Source organism: Pandoraea vervacti, assembly GCF_000934605.2.
Taxonomy (GTDB): domain Bacteria; phylum Pseudomonadota; class Gammaproteobacteria; order Burkholderiales; family Burkholderiaceae; genus Pandoraea; species Pandoraea vervacti.
This window is the reverse complement of record NZ_CP010897.2, coordinates 2,129,469-2,144,453: the sequence shown is the minus strand read 5'-3', so window position 1 is coordinate 2,144,453 and position 14,985 is coordinate 2,129,469. Positions and strand designations below refer to the sequence as shown.

14 protein-coding genes and 1 other RNA gene are annotated in these 14,985 nt (G+C 62.2%); 3 read left to right on the top strand and 12 right to left on the bottom strand.

Going from position 1 to position 14,985, the window contains the following annotated elements; all coding sequences use genetic code 11:
- Positions 1-70: 70 nt before the first annotated feature.
- The 12 genes from UC34_RS09705 to ffs form a co-directional block, all read right to left on the bottom strand.
- On the bottom strand, positions 71-1,402 hold the full coding sequence (locus UC34_RS09705; protein WP_044457969.1) for a hypothetical protein: 1,332 nt from the start codon (positions 1,400-1,402) through the stop codon (positions 71-73).
- Between the two features lie 186 nt (positions 1,403-1,588).
- A complete protein-coding gene (locus UC34_RS09700) occupies positions 1,589-2,338 on the bottom strand; it encodes a peptidase C39 (protein ID WP_157123121.1) in 750 nt (249 codons plus the stop codon).
- A 12-nt stretch (positions 2,339-2,350) separates the two neighbouring features.
- Positions 2,351-3,061, bottom strand: coding sequence for a C39 family peptidase (locus tag UC34_RS09695; protein ID WP_418303925.1), 711 nt, complete (start codon positions 3,059-3,061; stop codon positions 2,351-2,353).
- Positions 3,062-3,116: 55 nt separating this feature from the next.
- Positions 3,117-4,499 (bottom strand): hypothetical protein, encoded by a 1,383-nt coding sequence (locus UC34_RS09690; protein WP_052810969.1) that lies wholly within the window; start codon positions 4,497-4,499, stop codon positions 3,117-3,119.
- Positions 4,500-4,529: 30 nt separating this feature from the next.
- Complete coding sequence (locus UC34_RS09685; RefSeq protein WP_044455372.1) at positions 4,530-5,171, bottom strand: hypothetical protein; 642 nt, start codon at positions 5,169-5,171, stop codon at positions 4,530-4,532.
- On the bottom strand, positions 5,168-5,674 hold the full coding sequence (locus UC34_RS09680) for a hypothetical protein (RefSeq protein ID WP_157123119.1): 507 nt from the start codon (positions 5,672-5,674) through the stop codon (positions 5,168-5,170). The genes UC34_RS09685 and UC34_RS09680 overlap by 4 nt, the downstream gene beginning before the upstream one ends.
- A 5-nt stretch (positions 5,675-5,679) precedes the next feature.
- Positions 5,680-6,228: a hypothetical protein gene (locus UC34_RS09675; protein ID WP_044455371.1), complete on the bottom strand. Its 549-nt coding sequence runs from the start codon at positions 6,226-6,228 to the stop codon at positions 5,680-5,682.
- Between the two features lie 704 nt (positions 6,229-6,932).
- Positions 6,933-8,291 (bottom strand): sigma-54 dependent transcriptional regulator, encoded by a 1,359-nt coding sequence (locus tag UC34_RS09670; RefSeq protein WP_044455370.1) that lies wholly within the window; start codon positions 8,289-8,291, stop codon positions 6,933-6,935.
- Between the two features lie 250 nt (positions 8,292-8,541).
- Positions 8,542-9,144 (bottom strand): recombination mediator RecR, encoded by a 603-nt coding sequence (gene recR, locus UC34_RS09665; RefSeq protein WP_044455369.1) that lies wholly within the window; start codon positions 9,142-9,144, stop codon positions 8,542-8,544.
- 35 nt (positions 9,145-9,179) lie between these two features.
- Positions 9,180-9,506, bottom strand: coding sequence for a YbaB/EbfC family nucleoid-associated protein (locus tag UC34_RS09660; protein WP_044457964.1), 327 nt, complete (start codon positions 9,504-9,506; stop codon positions 9,180-9,182).
- Positions 9,507-9,669: 163 nt separating this feature from the next.
- Positions 9,670-11,622, bottom strand: a complete 1,953-nt coding sequence (gene dnaX / locus UC34_RS09655; RefSeq protein ID WP_044457963.1) for a DNA polymerase III subunit gamma/tau — start codon at positions 11,620-11,622, stop codon at positions 9,670-9,672.
- 309 nt (positions 11,623-11,931) lie between these two features.
- Positions 11,932-12,030, bottom strand: an RNA gene (ffs, locus tag UC34_RS09650) — signal recognition particle sRNA small type.
- A 292-nt stretch (positions 12,031-12,322) separates the two neighbouring features.
- On the opposite strand from ffs, the gene UC34_RS09645 reads away from it, so the two are divergent.
- The 3 genes from UC34_RS09645 (at position 12,323) to rho (ending at position 14,916) form a co-directional block, all read left to right on the top strand.
- Positions 12,323-12,652 carry a thioredoxin family protein gene (locus tag UC34_RS09645; RefSeq protein ID WP_044455368.1) on the top strand — a complete coding sequence of 110 codons (330 nt, stop codon included), beginning with the start codon at positions 12,323-12,325 and terminating at the stop codon, positions 12,650-12,652.
- A gap of 484 nt (positions 12,653-13,136) precedes the next feature.
- Entirely contained in the window at positions 13,137-13,463 is a 327-nt protein-coding gene (gene trxA / locus UC34_RS09640) for a thioredoxin TrxA (protein WP_044455367.1), read from the top strand.
- Positions 13,464-13,653: 190 nt separating this feature from the next.
- Positions 13,654-14,916 carry a transcription termination factor Rho gene (rho, locus tag UC34_RS09635; protein WP_039399112.1) on the top strand — a complete coding sequence of 421 codons (1,263 nt, stop codon included), beginning with the start codon at positions 13,654-13,656 and terminating at the stop codon, positions 14,914-14,916.
- The last annotated feature ends 69 nt before the right edge of the window (positions 14,917-14,985 follow it).

The following is a 14,985-nucleotide window of genomic DNA, read 5'->3' as shown; positions in this document are numbered from 1 at the left end:
ACGAGTGCGCGCCGTCGTGCATTGACGCGCCTCGCCGTTTTCATCCATCACGCCACTCCCCCAGCGCGCCTTAGAAGGTGTACGGGAAGCGAACGCCGATCACGTAGTTGGGCGCGTCCGGCGACATGCCTGCGTTCACGTAACCGTTGACCGTCCAGTGCTTGTTGATGGCGTAGTTGATACCGAAGTTGAGCGACGCGGCGTTGGTCGTGCTGCCGGCCACGGTCGTCCAGCTCGCGCCCGGCGAAGCAGTCTTCGTGGCACGCGAGATGGCCGTCGAGTACGAGATCGACAGCGCTGTCTTGTCGTTGAGCGCCAGCGCCATGCCCGCGCCGACCTGCACGATGTCGCCGAGCTTCACCTTGGCCGGTTGCGTCGTGCCCTCGATGGTCGATATGTCGTCGAAGGACTTGGCCACGTTGTAGGTGTAAGCGACGTTGGCGAACAGCACGATCGGGTCGTACGTGCGCAGGAACGACAAACCGGCGGTGATCGCCCAGATGCCGTTACCCGTGGGCAACCGGGACGGCGTCGTCAGGTTGTTGTTCGTCGGATCGGGCGTGCCGAGCTTGATGCCGAACGGCGATGTTCCCGTCGGCGCCGTCACACGCAAGGACGCCACGATGTCCGGCCAGTTCGCATTCTCCTTGACGATCTGGTAATACAGCGACAGGTTCACGTCGCCGATATTCGCCGAGTTCTTGCTGATGTCGCTGACCGAGGAAGCCGCGCCGCCCACGCCGCCGGAGATGAAGTCCGAATTCCGATAGAGGTACGGCACGTCGAACGCCACGCTCATGCGGTCGGTAATCCCGTAGCGCGTGTTCACGTCGAACGTCCACACGTTCGCCTTGGTCTGGCCGAGATTAAGTTGACCGAGGAAGATGGCGTCCAGCGCCAGGAAGCCGCTCAACACCAACTGACGCCGGTCGTAGTAGCTGTAACTGATACCGGCATCGATGGTCAGCTTGCGGTCGAACAACGGCGCGTGCTGCGCCTGCACCACGGCCTCTTCCGCCGGCGTACGCTGCGAGTCCGTCTCGCTCTTTTGCATCTGCTGCGTCTCGCCGATGGGCGTGGCGGACAGCGGTCCGGCCGCCCCGGCGGCGCCGCCGCCGGGGGTGCCTGCCGAACCGGCGGCCGAGCCATCGCCGGGCGAGACCTGCGCGATCTGCGCGGTGTCCCATGCGGTCAGGCCGCGCCCGCGTTGCGCCATCTCGATATCCGTGAGGCGCTTCTTGAGAGAAGAAATTTCCCGCTGCTGCCGGTCGACCATGTCCATCAACATCTGGAGACGGTCATCCGGCGATGGGTTCGTATGCTCCTGAGCCTGGGCCGATAGCGTGAAAAGCAGTACCCCCAACGGAATAGCGGCAACGGGAAAAAAGCGGTGAGTGTTCATGATCCCCCCCGGGTGAAAAAGCGGACGGGCGTCCGCGCGCAATCCAACCAACACGTGAAGCCGACAACGGTTGTCCTTGCTGCTCGACTGCGGGGTGATGCGTGCGAAACCCGGATCGGGTCCTGCCGACATCACCTTCTTGTACGCCGCAAAGGTTCTGCGGCAGCGCCCCACTTCTTGTTGTTATCAATGCCGCACGGCGACCATGTTCGCCATCGCATTCTGAATGCCGAGTTGACGCAGACCGGCAGCCGTCAGCGCGTTCGTTTGCAGGTTCAGTTGCAGGGTGTTCATCACTTGTTGCGCATTGCCTGCGACCTGCACGACCTGCATGATCTGGTTCATCGCGCCGCCCGCCCCGCCGGCGATGCTCTGCCCGAGGTTGCCGTTCGGCGTGTTGAGCGAGAGCTGCATGCCCGCCGACGAAATCGCCACGCTGGCGCTCAGATTGCCGACGGTCGTCGATGAACTGCTGTTGCTCTGGTTGCTGATCGGCACGAGCGTTGCGACCACCACGCCGGGGCCGTACTGGATGATGGCCTTGTTCAATGCGTTGTTGGCGTCGCCCGCTACCTGCGTGACTTGCGCGACGCCGTTCATCAACACCTTCGCCGGGCCGCTCACGGTCTGCGTGGTCGGAGCAACCGCATTCACCACGCCGGGGATGATGGTCGTCGAGCTGCCGGTCTGTACCTGACCGTTGGTCACGCCGAGCACGCCGGTAGCCATCAGGCTGGCGCCGGTCGGCATTTGCCACTGCGACTGCATGACGAGCTGAAAGCCCGTGATCATGTTCTGTTGTGCGTACTTGCCGGTCGCGTGCGAGAGCACTTCATCGCTCACAGGCGTCCAGCTCTCGGGCACCACGCTCGACGCGAATGCCGGCGCGGCACTTGCGAACAGCGGGATGGCCAGCATCGGGACATATCGATTCATGATGGTCTGGTCTCAAAACAGGTCCGCCCGGATGATGCCGAAGTCCACCATCGGGGTCGGTGACGTCCCGGTGGCCAGCGCGCTGTCGCGCAGCTTGGACGCCAGGGATTCGTTTCCTTTGAGCAGCGGTGAATCCTCCAGAAACGGCTTGCCGATGACCGCCAGCACCAAGCCGTTCCACTGCTTGGCAAAATCGGCTTGCTCGATGATGCGATTGCCCAGCGCCGGATCGGAGACGAACACGCGCCCGTCCTTCGCTGCCTTGATGACCACAAAGTGCTGATAGCCGTTGACATCGATGAGCGCGATGACCGGGATCTTCAGGTCGTAAAGCGCGCTGACGTCAACTTTGAAGCCGCGCCCCTCGAGTCCGAGCGTCTCCACGAATTTCTTCATGTCGAGCATCGAGAAGCCGTTCTTGATGACCGTTTCCGGGTTGGAGAACGCCATCATTCGCTGAATCATTTCGGTCTCGGGAATGTCGATCCCGTAGCCATATCGCAGCAGCGTTGCCAGTGCTGCGGACCCACAACTGAAGTCGTATTCCTGCTGGACCAGATTCACGTAGTGCATCGACTTGAACGAGCGCATCTTCTTGACCGCCGGTACACCGGTCGAAGACTCCAGGTTCACCGATGCATACTGCGCGTGCCCGGCCACGCTTGCGCACGCCAGAGCGCAAACAGTAGCGATCCTCACTGCGGCACGACGCGCATCACTCATGACACACCTCATGAAAAAACCGGTCCGGGAAGATTCCCCGGACCGGTCGACTGCATCACTTGATTGCCGAGATGGCGAGGCTGTTGGCCTGAACGTTGCCGATACCGGCTGTCACGTTCACACCCACGTTGCCGCTGGCCCACTGCAACGCACCGTTGCCGAGCGAGGCGTTGGCGACGAAGTCACCCGAGGCGTGCATGCCGGCCATCTGGTCGGTTTGCGCCGTCGAGTTGGCAGCACCGCCCTTGTACCAGCCGTGTCCACCTTGCGAGACGGCCGCAGCCAGGCTGTTGCCCTGCACGTTGCCGACACCCGATGCGACGTTCACTCCAACGTTGCCGGTCGCCCCTGCGAGGGCGCCATCACCCACGCTGGCGTTGACCATGAACTGCGAGATGCTGGCCGACCCCTTGGACGACTGGTTCGCGAACACCTGCGCCGAGGCATACACCGGCTGTGCGTTGAGCGAAGCGATCGCGACGCTGTTGGCCTGAGCGTTGTCGGCACCTGCCGCCACGTTCACGCCGACGTTGCCGTTGGCGTTAGCCAGCGCGCCGTTGCCGAGCGTTGCGCCCATCGTCTGGTACTGGGCGGTGTTGAAGTGATACGTGATCGCGCCCTTCGTCCAAACCGACGACTTCGTGTAGGTGTTCGAGAAGCCCCAAAGCGCGCCGGCGGCAATCGAATCGCTCTCGATGGATGCATTCCCGTGGTTGAGCGTGGCGTGGAACGCCGCATCGAAGCTCTTCTGCGTATTCAGGAAGCCTGCTGCGAGGAAGCCCGCCGCTTGCTGCGCCTGCTGTGCGTAGGCATAGCCGCCCCATGCCGAAGCCTGACCGCCGCCTGCGTTGGCGAAGAGGTAACCGCCATACAGCGCCGCGCCGAGCGGCGGCAGCACAATCACGCCGCCACCGATGATGCCGAAGCCTGCCGCATAGTTCGAATACTGATACCCGCCACCGGTGACGAAGCCACCTGAGCCGGAGCTCGACTGCGCTGCCACATAACCCGCACCCGCCTGGAACGACTGGCTCGTGTTGAGGTGGCCGTTGGCCGTTGCGTTGACCCACGACGTGGAGTCGTCGAAGTGCGTCGTCGTCTTGCTCGCGACCAGATAAGCGCTGCCCTGATCCGTCACCGTCGTCGTCTTCGAATTCACGCCGTACGTCACATGACCCGTGACATAGTTACCGAGCAGCGGGCCCTTCAGGTTCACACCGTGTACATCGACGCTCTGATTGCTCTGCACGACGGCGTTGCCGGTGTTGTCCACCGTCACGCAACCGCGAATGCCAATCAGACCGAAGATGCCGACCAGGTTCAGAACGTTGGTCTCGTTGCCGATGAACGAGAAGCTATATTGCTGGTGATTGGGTGACGCCATGGCGGTACCCGTTGCTACCAGCAGTGCAGCCGCTGCAATTGCTTTCGTTTTCATGACCATCTCCTTGACGAGAGAGTTACCCAGTTAAAAAGATGTGCCCGCCGGGGGACGGAGCACAAAAACATTTGCGGTTACATTGCCTATCCCAGCCGACTGGTTCACTTGCAACACACCGCTCGCCCCGCGGAAGGCATCGCTCGAAATCGATGCCGTGCGGAACTGATCGTTGAGGTTGTTGTGGCCAGCCGGGCCACCCTTGGAGATCGCAGCGGATAGTGCCGTATCCGATACGCTCGCCACTCCAGACGCATCGCCACTCACAATGACGGTCGCGTTGCGTTGAAGATTGCCGGCACCGCTCGTCTGGTTGATTTGCATCAGCCCCGAGGTGCCCGAAAATGCGTTGCCCTGAATTACGGCGCTTGCCGCGCCCGTCGTCGTCGCAACGAACGCCTGTTGATTCGTGCTCGTCGCACCGGTCGTGAGTCCGCCGCCGTTGGCGACGACCGCGCTGTTGGCCTGCACGTTATTCACGCCGGCGGCCTGATTCACCCCCAGCGCTCCCGACACGCCCACGGCGACGCCGTTTTCGATGGTGGCGTGGGTGCCGGCGAGCTCACCGTTCACGATCCAAACATCCTGGGCTTGCGAGGCGCCGGCAATCGCGGCAAACGCCGTGGTGGCCGTCAGCGCGATGACGCGCCTTGCGTTGCGATGGGCGCTCATTTCGCGGCTCCTGCTGCACCGATGCTGGTGAGCGGCGCGAGCGCCGAGCTGATGACGGACGGCACCAGCGTGCCAATGCTGCCGATACCGCCACCGCCGCCCGAGCCGGCGCCGAAGCCACCGCCGACGCCGTTGGTCGTATTCAGACCGTTGCCGCCGCGCGCATTGCCGACGAGCACGCCCATGACCGGATTGATGCCCGACTGCACGGAACTCGTGATGAGCCCCGCGTTGGCGCGACCGGTGAGTTCGTTATCCGTGACCTGACTCACTGCGCCCATCGCCGTATTGAAAGGTCCGGTCGGGAACGCCGGGACGGCGATGCCGATCGGATTCTGTTCGCGAGGCAAGCCGCGATAGGCAATCTGCGGGCCGATGTTGCGCTCGATCACCAGATCGCCCGGCGTGGCCGGTTCGGCCTTCGCGTGGCCGGGCAGCATTGCCGGCGTCATCGCCACGAGCATCGTGATCAAGGCTGTCGGCGTAAAAGTGAGTTGGGTCATGTCGTTCACCGCGTGGTGTAGGTCACACGCGTCACCTGGACGTTGCCCACGCCGTACGACACTTGTTGCGGACGCGGCGTCGGCGTAATGCCGCCAGGCAGCTCGTCCCACAAGGTCACGCCATTGGCGAGCGCCATGCCAGGCGACTTGACCATCGCGGCGCCCTGAAGATTGCGCCCGCGCTGGCTCCCAAGTTGTTCGTCATCGATACGGGCTGCGGCAAGCGGCATTCCCGAGGCGCCGATGGTCTGGCTGTCACCGTTCTCGGCGATCTCGTCGGTAGCCGCTGCAGTCGATGCAGTGTCCGCCACCGGAGTTGCCGCCACGGGGGCAACGTCGGCATCGGAGATGGGCGCCGCCGACAACGTGGGCGTCTTGAACGATGCCGGCACCATCGAGCCGGTGAGCATCGCCACCTGCATGAACGGCGAGCGCGAGAGGTCCTGCGCCTGTGCCGGAGCGGCACACAGTCCGAGTGTTACGACGATGACTGCGCTCAGAGCGCCTGCGCCTTGTCGTACGCGGTACTGCATTTCGGTGGTAAGAATTCGCATCGCTTTGCCCTCCTTGCCCGGACCAATAAAGCGACTTCCGTGCCACCCGCCTTAAGTGATTGAAAACATTGGCGTTAATTTTTTCGCGCGGTGAGCACGCCCGGGCGGGGGGTCGAAAACGTTTCAGCATTGATACGTGCGGGGTGCTCGCCCCCCGACGTCATTTCATCCACGCATTGCGAAAACATTCCGAACTGCGAACGATATCGGCGTGAGCCGAGACGCGTGCGGCAAACGCCCGGTTTACAAGGGTTTCGCGTGACAGAAATGCGGCACATTGCGCGCATCGGACGAAAATGACACGCAGCCGTCACGTGCCTGGAAATTTGCGCGGACGGCGTTGCGCGCTCCGGATGTTTCATCTTTGATGTGGCCGCGGGTGAACCCTCGGCGTATGCGATGAGGGAATGCTTCGAAAGTCGAGACAACGCATTGCGTACGAAAAGCAGGCGTCCACACACGTCAACAAAATGGCCGAAATCGCCCGTCGTTATTGGCGATGGCAGAATTCGCGAAACACGTGGATATGGGAAAACGAGGGCGAAAACAGGTCAGCGAGATGACACTTTCGGTGAGATTTTTCCCTGCCGCCGAGCGCGACGCTGGCGCATTCGATTCTCGATCTTTCGCAATCCTCAGGACCCCAAAAAGAAACGACCGCCCTGCTCATCGCAGGACGGTCGCCCTCTCTTCGCCAGAAGATATCAGGCCGGCACGCCCGATTCGTCACCGCGCAGTCCGTACCGGCACATGAGGCGGTACAGCGTGATGCGCGAAATACCCAACTCTGCGGCCACGTCCGTGAGACGGTGACAGTGGCGCAGCAACGCCTGCTCGATGGCCGTTCGTTCGGCCTCCGCGCGAATTTCCTCCAGCGTGCGCACCAGCGTCGGCACCCATGGAAGCAGATCGAGATCCTTGGCCGAGATCATGCGGCTGTCGGCCATCACGATAGCGCGGCGCACACGGTTGATCAGCTCGCGCACGTTGCCCGGCCAGTGATACTCGTACATCGCCTGGACCGCACACTGCGTGAAACCGCGGATCTTGCGATGGTTGTCGCCCTTGAAGCGTTGCAGCACATGATGCGCGAGGATTTCGATGTCCTGACCGCGTGCGCGCAGCGGCGGTTCGTCCACGCGCAATACGCACAGGCGATGAAACAGGTCCATGCGGAACCGGCCCTCTTTCACCGCGGTTTCCAGATCGACGTGCGTGGCGGAAATGATGCGCACGTTGACCGGAATCACTTCATGGCCGCCCAGGCGCTCGATGGCGCCCTGCTGCAGAAAGCGCAGCAGGCTCGCCTGGCTCTCGATGGGCAGGTCGCCGATTTCGTCGAGGAAGAGCGTGCCGCCGTTGGCGGACTCGACGCGACCGATCTTGCGGGCGTTGGCCCCCGTGAAAGCACCACGTTCGTAGCCGAATAATTCGGACTGCATCAGATGTGGCGGAATCGCGCCGCAGTTGATGGCGACGAACGGCCCCTTCGCTCGCAAGGAGCGCTCGTGAATCGCTACGGCGCTCAGTTCCTTGCCGGTGCCAGATTCGCCCGAGATGAACACGGGCGCGTCGGTGTTGGCGACTTTGCGAATGGTGCGAAAAAGCTGCTGCATCGCCTCGCACGTACCGACCATCTCCTGATCGCCGCCGACTTGCGGCGTGATGATGGGGACCTCCGAGAGCGACGCCATACCCCATGCGTGCCCGATCGAATGCGCGAGCTGATCGTTGGTGCAAGGGACATTGACGTAGTCGAAGCAATAGTCGCGGATGAGCCGACGGATCGACGTCGTCGTGAGTTGTTCGGGGGTTGTTGCGGCGACCCAGCCTACCGTTGCGGGCTGCATGCAGGACTCGAATGCGCCCATCTCGCGGTCGCTGTAACCGCTTGCCAGGTCGATGAGTGCTGCGCTGGTAATCCCCGGATTGAGAATGCGACCCACGTCGCTGGCGCTCTTGGCCGGCACCACTTGCCAGCCTTGCTCTCCCAAGAACGACAGCAAACCGTCGTTGTGTTTTCGGGAAGCGTAAATCAGGGTGCGCCCGGTATCGTTAGCCATACCTTAACTCCCTGCCTAAGCAGTGCCTGCACGCAGTTTTTTTGGTCGATGACCGGTTCTGCGCGACAGGTATACGGCCCCACGCCGCCTGGGCGTTATGGTGTTCCCCCGTGTCGGTGGGTACCCAAGTCGGCAGGTTCAGTCTAGAAGACGGGGATATGCGCAGATATAGCGAATAACAGCTAATCCGATTGGATGAGAGTACCAGTACCTACGCGCAGAGGAGACCGTCGTCATGCGCGCGTCATGCTCAGAGCGTATGTCTATCGAGCACGGCTCGGGCGATGGTGCCAGCGTCCACATACTCCAGTTCGCCCCCCACCGGCACGCCTCGCGCGAGCCGGCTCACGCGCAAACCGCGCGCCTTGAGCGTCTGTCCGATGTAGTGCGCCGTGGCCTCGCCTTCGTTGGTGAAGTTCGTCGCGAGCACGACTTCCTTGACCACGCCGTCAGTGGCGCGGCGGATCAACTGCTCGAAATGGATTTCGCCCGGGCCCACGCCATCGAGCGGCGAAAGGTGCCCCATGAGGACGAAATAAAGGCCCTTGAAGGTCATCGTCTGCTCGAGCATATTCTGATCGGCGGGCGTCTCCACCACGCATAGCAGGCTCGTGTCGCGCTCGGGATCGAGGCACGTCTCGCAGATTTCCACTTCGGAAAAGGTGTTGCAGCGCGCGCAATGGCGAATCTGCTCGGCGGCATGCACCAGCGCCTCGCCCAGCCGCACGGCGCCCTTGCGGTCGCGCTGAAGCAGGTGGTAAGCGATGCGTTGTGCGGACTTCGGACCGACGCCCGGCAATGCGCGCAGGGCGTCGACGAGTTCCTGCAAGCTCGAGAGCTGGGGCTGGGGCATGCGTCGTCGTTCTGATGAGATCTGGGCGGGGATGCTCAGAACGGCATCTTGAAGCCCGGCGGCAGCGGCAGACCGGCGGTCAGGCCGCCCATCTTTTCCTGCGCGGTGGCTTCCGCCTTGCGCACGGCGTCGTTGAACGCGGCAGCCACGAGGTCTTCGAGCATATCCTTGTCATCGGCCAGCAGGCTCGGATCGATGCTCACGCGACGCACGTCGTTCTTGCAGGTCATCACAACTTTCACGAGACCGGCGCCCGACTGACCCTCGACTTCGATCTGAGCCAGCTGTTCCTGCGCCTTCTTCATGTTTTCCTGCATTTGCTGAGCCTGTTTCATCAGACCCGCGATATTTCCTTTCAGCATCATGACTCCTGTGTCAAACGTGTGGGGTGCTAGTCGCGTTGCGTAACGGGGCATACGGCAAGCCTGACGATCGTCGTCGGCCGAACGCACGCCGGGCGCATGCTAAACGCATGTTTGGGTGCCGAATTCGAAAATCCGGGTCCATTTACGAAAGCGAACTTGCTTATTGTACCGGGCGAATGCTTCCCGGAAGGATCTGGGCGTCGAATTCGTCGATCAATTCGCGCATGACGGGGTCGTTGGCAATCGCTTGCTCTGCGGCGCGCTGGCGGGCTGCGGCCGCTTGCGCGGCGAGCGACGCCGCGGTCGTGCCGACCTGCCCCAGTTCGACGTGCAACTGCACATCGGTGCCGAAGTGCTCGGAAAGCACCTGCCGCAGTTTGTCGGCCGTCGCGGCGTCTGCCAACTGGCGAAGGGGCACGCGCAAGTGCAGCGCGCGTCCCGCCACTTCCGTCAGCTCGCTCTGGAATGCCAGTTGCTGCGCCAGGCCGCGAGCCGGGAGTTCGGCCGCTAGTGCAGGCCATTCGCCGGTGAACACTGGCGCGACGCCGTCGGCTTCGCGATAGACGCAGGCGCGCGGCGGCTCGACGGGGACGGATGCACCAAGCGCGGGCGCAGATCCGGCAGGCTCGGGCTCCGGATCCGCGCCGGCCGGCGCTTCGTCCGACGCGCGTGCGGTGCTGCCGCGAGTGGCGCTCGCCGCCCCACCGGCGCGACCCGCCGCGCCCGCCGTTCCTTTGCGTCCGGCGTTGAGGGCAGCGAGCGCTGCACGTGCCGGGGACATCGGTGCGCCGTCGGTCGGTGCGCTGCTGCGGGCAGCGGGCGCGCGGCGTGCTTCGGGTTGAGCGGCCGGTGCCGAGGGTGCAGATGGTGCAGACGGCGCCGATGGTGTGGAGAACGAGGACGCTGCGCGCGGCGCCGCATCTGCCATCGGCGCACGCGACGGCGACGCAGCCGTTGTGCCGCCCGCCCCCCCAGCCGTACTGCGTGCGGCCTGCGGCGTCGGCGGCTCGGCGAGCGTTCCGCCCGCGAGCAACGGCGTGAATGCCGCCATGCGCAGGAGCGCCATCGAAAAGCCGGTGTATTCGTCCGGCGCGAGGCCGAGTTCACCGCGCGCACGCGTAGCGATCTGGTAATAGAGCTGGACCGCTTCGGGCGAGAGCGCGTCGGCCAGACGTCGAACGTCCGCCGCCTCCGGCCAGTCGTCGGACACTGCCTGCGGTGCGTACTGCGCCAGTGCGATCTTGTGCAGCAGGCTGCCAAGATCCTGCAGCCCGGCGGCGAACGAGAAGCTGCGCTCGGCCATTTCGTCGGCAATGGCCAGCAGGTCGGTGCGCGACTCGTCCTTGAGCGCGTCGAGCAAACGCACGAGCACGCTTTGATCGATCGCGCCCAGCATGCCGCGTACGGCCGTCTCGGTCAGCGGTCCGGCGGCATACGCGATCGCCTGATCGGTGAGCGAGAGCGCGTCGCGCATGCTGCCGCCCGCCGCCTTCGCGAGCAGACGCAGCGCCTGCGGTTCGTTTTCGATGCCTTCGTCGCCGAGAATGTTCGTGAGGTGCGAGACGATATGTCCGGCCGGCATCTGCTTCAGATTGAATTGCAGGCAGCGCGAAAGCACGGTCACCGGAATTTTCTGCGGGTCGGTCGTCGCGAGAATGAACTTGACGTGTGCGGGCGGCTCTTCGAGCGTCTTGAGCATGGCGTTGAACGCGTGGCCCGTGAGCATGTGCACTTCGTCGATCATATAGACCTTGAAGCGCGCATCGGCCGGCGCGTAGACCGCCTTCTCGAGCAGCGACGTCATTTCGTCGACGCCCCGGTTCGACGCCGCGTCCATCTCGACGTAGTCGACGAAGCGCCCTTCGTCGATGGCACGGCAGGCCTTGCAAACCCCGCAGGGCTCGGCGGTAATCCCCGTCTCGCAATTGAGCGCCTTGGCCAGAATGCGCGAAAGCGTCGTCTTGCCAACGCCACGCGTGCCAGTAAACAGGTAGGCGTGATGCAGGCGCTGTTGCTCGAGCGCGTGCGTCAACGCACGCACGACATGCTCCTGGCCCACCAGGGTCGAGAAGCCTTTGGGGCGCCATTTGCGCGCGAGTACTTGATAGGTCATGCCAAATTGTAACAGTTCGGCGTTGGGCTTCCGCACCGATGTCAACGCCCGATCAGGCGTCGACCGGGCATCAATTTCCTGCCGGATTCGGCTGGCTATCGATGCGATAGGAAAAAATGTTGCGCGATTCTACCAAGCCCGCCTGCCCCACGCGAGGCGCGTGCGGAGATGGCGTTCCCGATGGCCAAAACGCCAGAACGCAAGATGCCAATGTCATCGCGCCCACCGACATGGGGGTGATGCAACAACGTTTCAAGCAGTGAGAGATTTGCGCAGAACGCGCGAGAACATCGATAAAACAAGGAGGTAGGTGACGAGCCTGACCCTCGGCACTGGTAGAAAACGGCTGTGGCTGCTTCGTTCCCGACCTGACCAGATTGGCCGCGCCACCATGCGAGGAGGCCCGTCAGAAAAAGATTCTACCAGAGTCGACGCGCCAACAGAAGACCATCGCGCCAAATTCCGGCTCGCCGCACCTCGAGGGCAGCCCTTTTCCCATGAGCCGCTGGATGGGAGCAAACGCAACGGCATTGCGTCTAGCATGAAATTGCGCTGTTTGGAGAGGCCGAGCCACGCGCCTCGCCGGCAGCCTACCGGAGATAGTCCCGGACCGTCGGACGGAATCTCCGTTGCCATGAACGCCGTCGTTCCAGGACGCGGCTTCCCGATTTTCCGAAATTTGAGACGAGGCAATCTCACTATGAATAACGTCACCGCCATCCAGAATCACAAACACTTCGAGGCTTGCCTTTCCGAGTTCAGTACATTGCAGGTGGCATATTTCTATACGCCGTGGTCTAAATCGTGCCAATTGTTTGCCCAAGAATTCGTCAATGTCACGAATAAGTTCCCAGATAGCGTGCAGTTCCTCAAGATCGACATAGAGCGTTGCGAAGAGACCGCGCGCGCCCACCGCATCTGCTGTACGCCCACGTTCGTGTTCTATGTGCAGAACGAAAAGGTGGCCGAGTTCTCGGAGCCAAATGGCGAGGCGCTGACGGAACTCATCGAGCGTCACAAGAGCGAGTGAGCCAACATCCATTGCCACCGAAGACCGTCGTTTCAGAAGACGGCTTTCCCATTTTCCAGAGTTTGCGACGAGGTACCTCCTATGAGCCGCATTATCGACATAAGCGACGACGCGCACTTCAAGAGGAATGAAAACATAGCCACATTTTGCCCCCCCCGGATCGTGAGGAACTGACAAAACTCATTGAGCATTTCAAGGACTGAACCGACGGACGGTTCCTAGGCACGGCCCGAAGTCGTGCCCGCTCGCTGTTTATGGGTGCGCCGCCGTACTTGAGGTTGCCTCAGGCAAGCATTGGTAAATTCCGCTAAGATGAGCACAAACTGCATTGGCGAGGGCTATTGAAGCGCGCGATTGCAGCCTCCATATGGAGAATGCACGCCCGGGAATGCTGGGTGACATCTCCAGCGTCGGTGAAAGCAAACGGCGTATGGCGCCATTTTCATCGGACGTTTCCGAATAGTCAGACGAGGCAACAATACTCATGAGCGAATCTATCAAGTACATCTCCGACGCCAGCTTCGATGCGGACGTTCTGCAATCCGACAAGCCCGTGCTGCTCGACTTCTGGGCGGAATGGTGCGGCCCCTGCAAGATGATCGCCCCGATCCTCGACGAAGTCTCGAAGGAGTACGGCGACAAGGTGCAGATCGCCAAGATCAATGTGGACGAAAACCAGCAAGTGCCGGCCAAGTTCGGCATTCGCGGCATTCCGACCCTGATTCTGTTCAAGAACGGTGCAGTGGCTGCCCAGAAGGTCGGCGCCCTGTCGAAGTCGCAACTGACCTCGTTCCTCGACGGCAATCTGTAAGCCATCGTCGAGGCAAAGTGCCGGGGCCTTTGTCGCCACAGTGCGACACCCCGGCGCCGGGCAGGCAGCGCAGTGCTTGCGCATGACGCTGCTTGCTATATAATCCGCCCAAAAGCACCCCAAAGTTCTTCGAGCGTTCGCTCACTTTTCCCTGATCCTTCACTTGTCGTCCAGCGGACGGCACCTCCGTATGCATTTATCCGAACTAAAGTCCCAGCACGTCTCCGAGCTGCTAGAAATGGCGAACGGTCTCGAAATCGAGAACGCCAACCGTCTTCGCAAGCAGGAGCTGATGTTCGCCATTCTGAAGAAGCGCGCAAAGTCCGGCGAAACCATCTTTGGCGACGGTACGCTCGAAGTGCTGCCGGACGGCTTCGGTTTCCTGCGCTCGCCTGAAACGTCGTATCTGGCCAGCACGGACGACATCTATATCAGCCCGTCGCAGATCCGCCGCTTCAACCTGCATACCGGCGACACGATCGAAGGGGAAGTGCGTACGCCGAAGGACGGCGAGCGTTATTTCGCGCTGGTGAAGGTCGACAAAGTCAACGGTCACCCGCCCGAGGCCTCGAAACATAAGATCATGTTCGAGAACCTCACGCCGCTGCACCCGAACAAGCCGCTGCTGCTCGAGCGCGACATTCGCGGCGAAGAAAACGTGACGGGCCGCATCATCGACATGATCGCCCCGATCGGCAAGGGCCAGCGCGGTCTGCTGGTCGCCTCGCCCAAGTCCGGCAAGACGGTGATGTTGCAGCACATTGCGCACGCCATCACGGCCAACCACCCGGAAGCCAAGCTCTTCGTGCTGCTCATCGACGAGCGTCCGGAAGAAGTGACGGAAATGCAGCGCTCGGTGCGCGGCGAAGTCATCGCGTCGACGTTCGACGAACCGGCAACGCGTCACGTTCAGGTCGCGGAAATGGTGATCGAGAAGGCCAAGCGCCTGATCGAAATGAAGGAAGACGTGGTCATTCTGCTCGACTCGATCACGCGTCTGGCCCGCGCCTACAACACCGTGATCCCGGCATCGGGCAAAGTGCTCACCGGCGGGGTCGACGCCAACGCCCTGCAACGTCCGAAGCGTTTCTTCGGTGCGGCGCGTAACGTCGAAGAAGGCGGCTCGCTCACGATCATCGCTACGGCGCTGATCGAAACCGGCAGCCGCATGGACGACGTGATCTACGAAGAATTCAAGGGCACGGGCAACATGGAAGTGCACCTGGAGCGTCGCCTCGCGGAAAAGCGCGTCTATCCGTCGATCAACCTGAACAAGTCGGGCACGCGCCGCGAAGAGTTGCTCATCAAGCCGGAAATCCTCCAGAAGATCTGGGTGCTGCGCAAGCTCATCTACGATATGGACGAGGCCGAAGCCATGGAATTCCTGCTTGGCAAGATCAAGCAGACGAAGAACAACGCCGAGTTCTTCGACCTGATGCGCCGCGGCGGCTGATCTTACCGATCGCCCCCCCACGCATCACGAGAAAAAGCCGCGACAGCCCGTCGCGGCTTTTTCATTGCG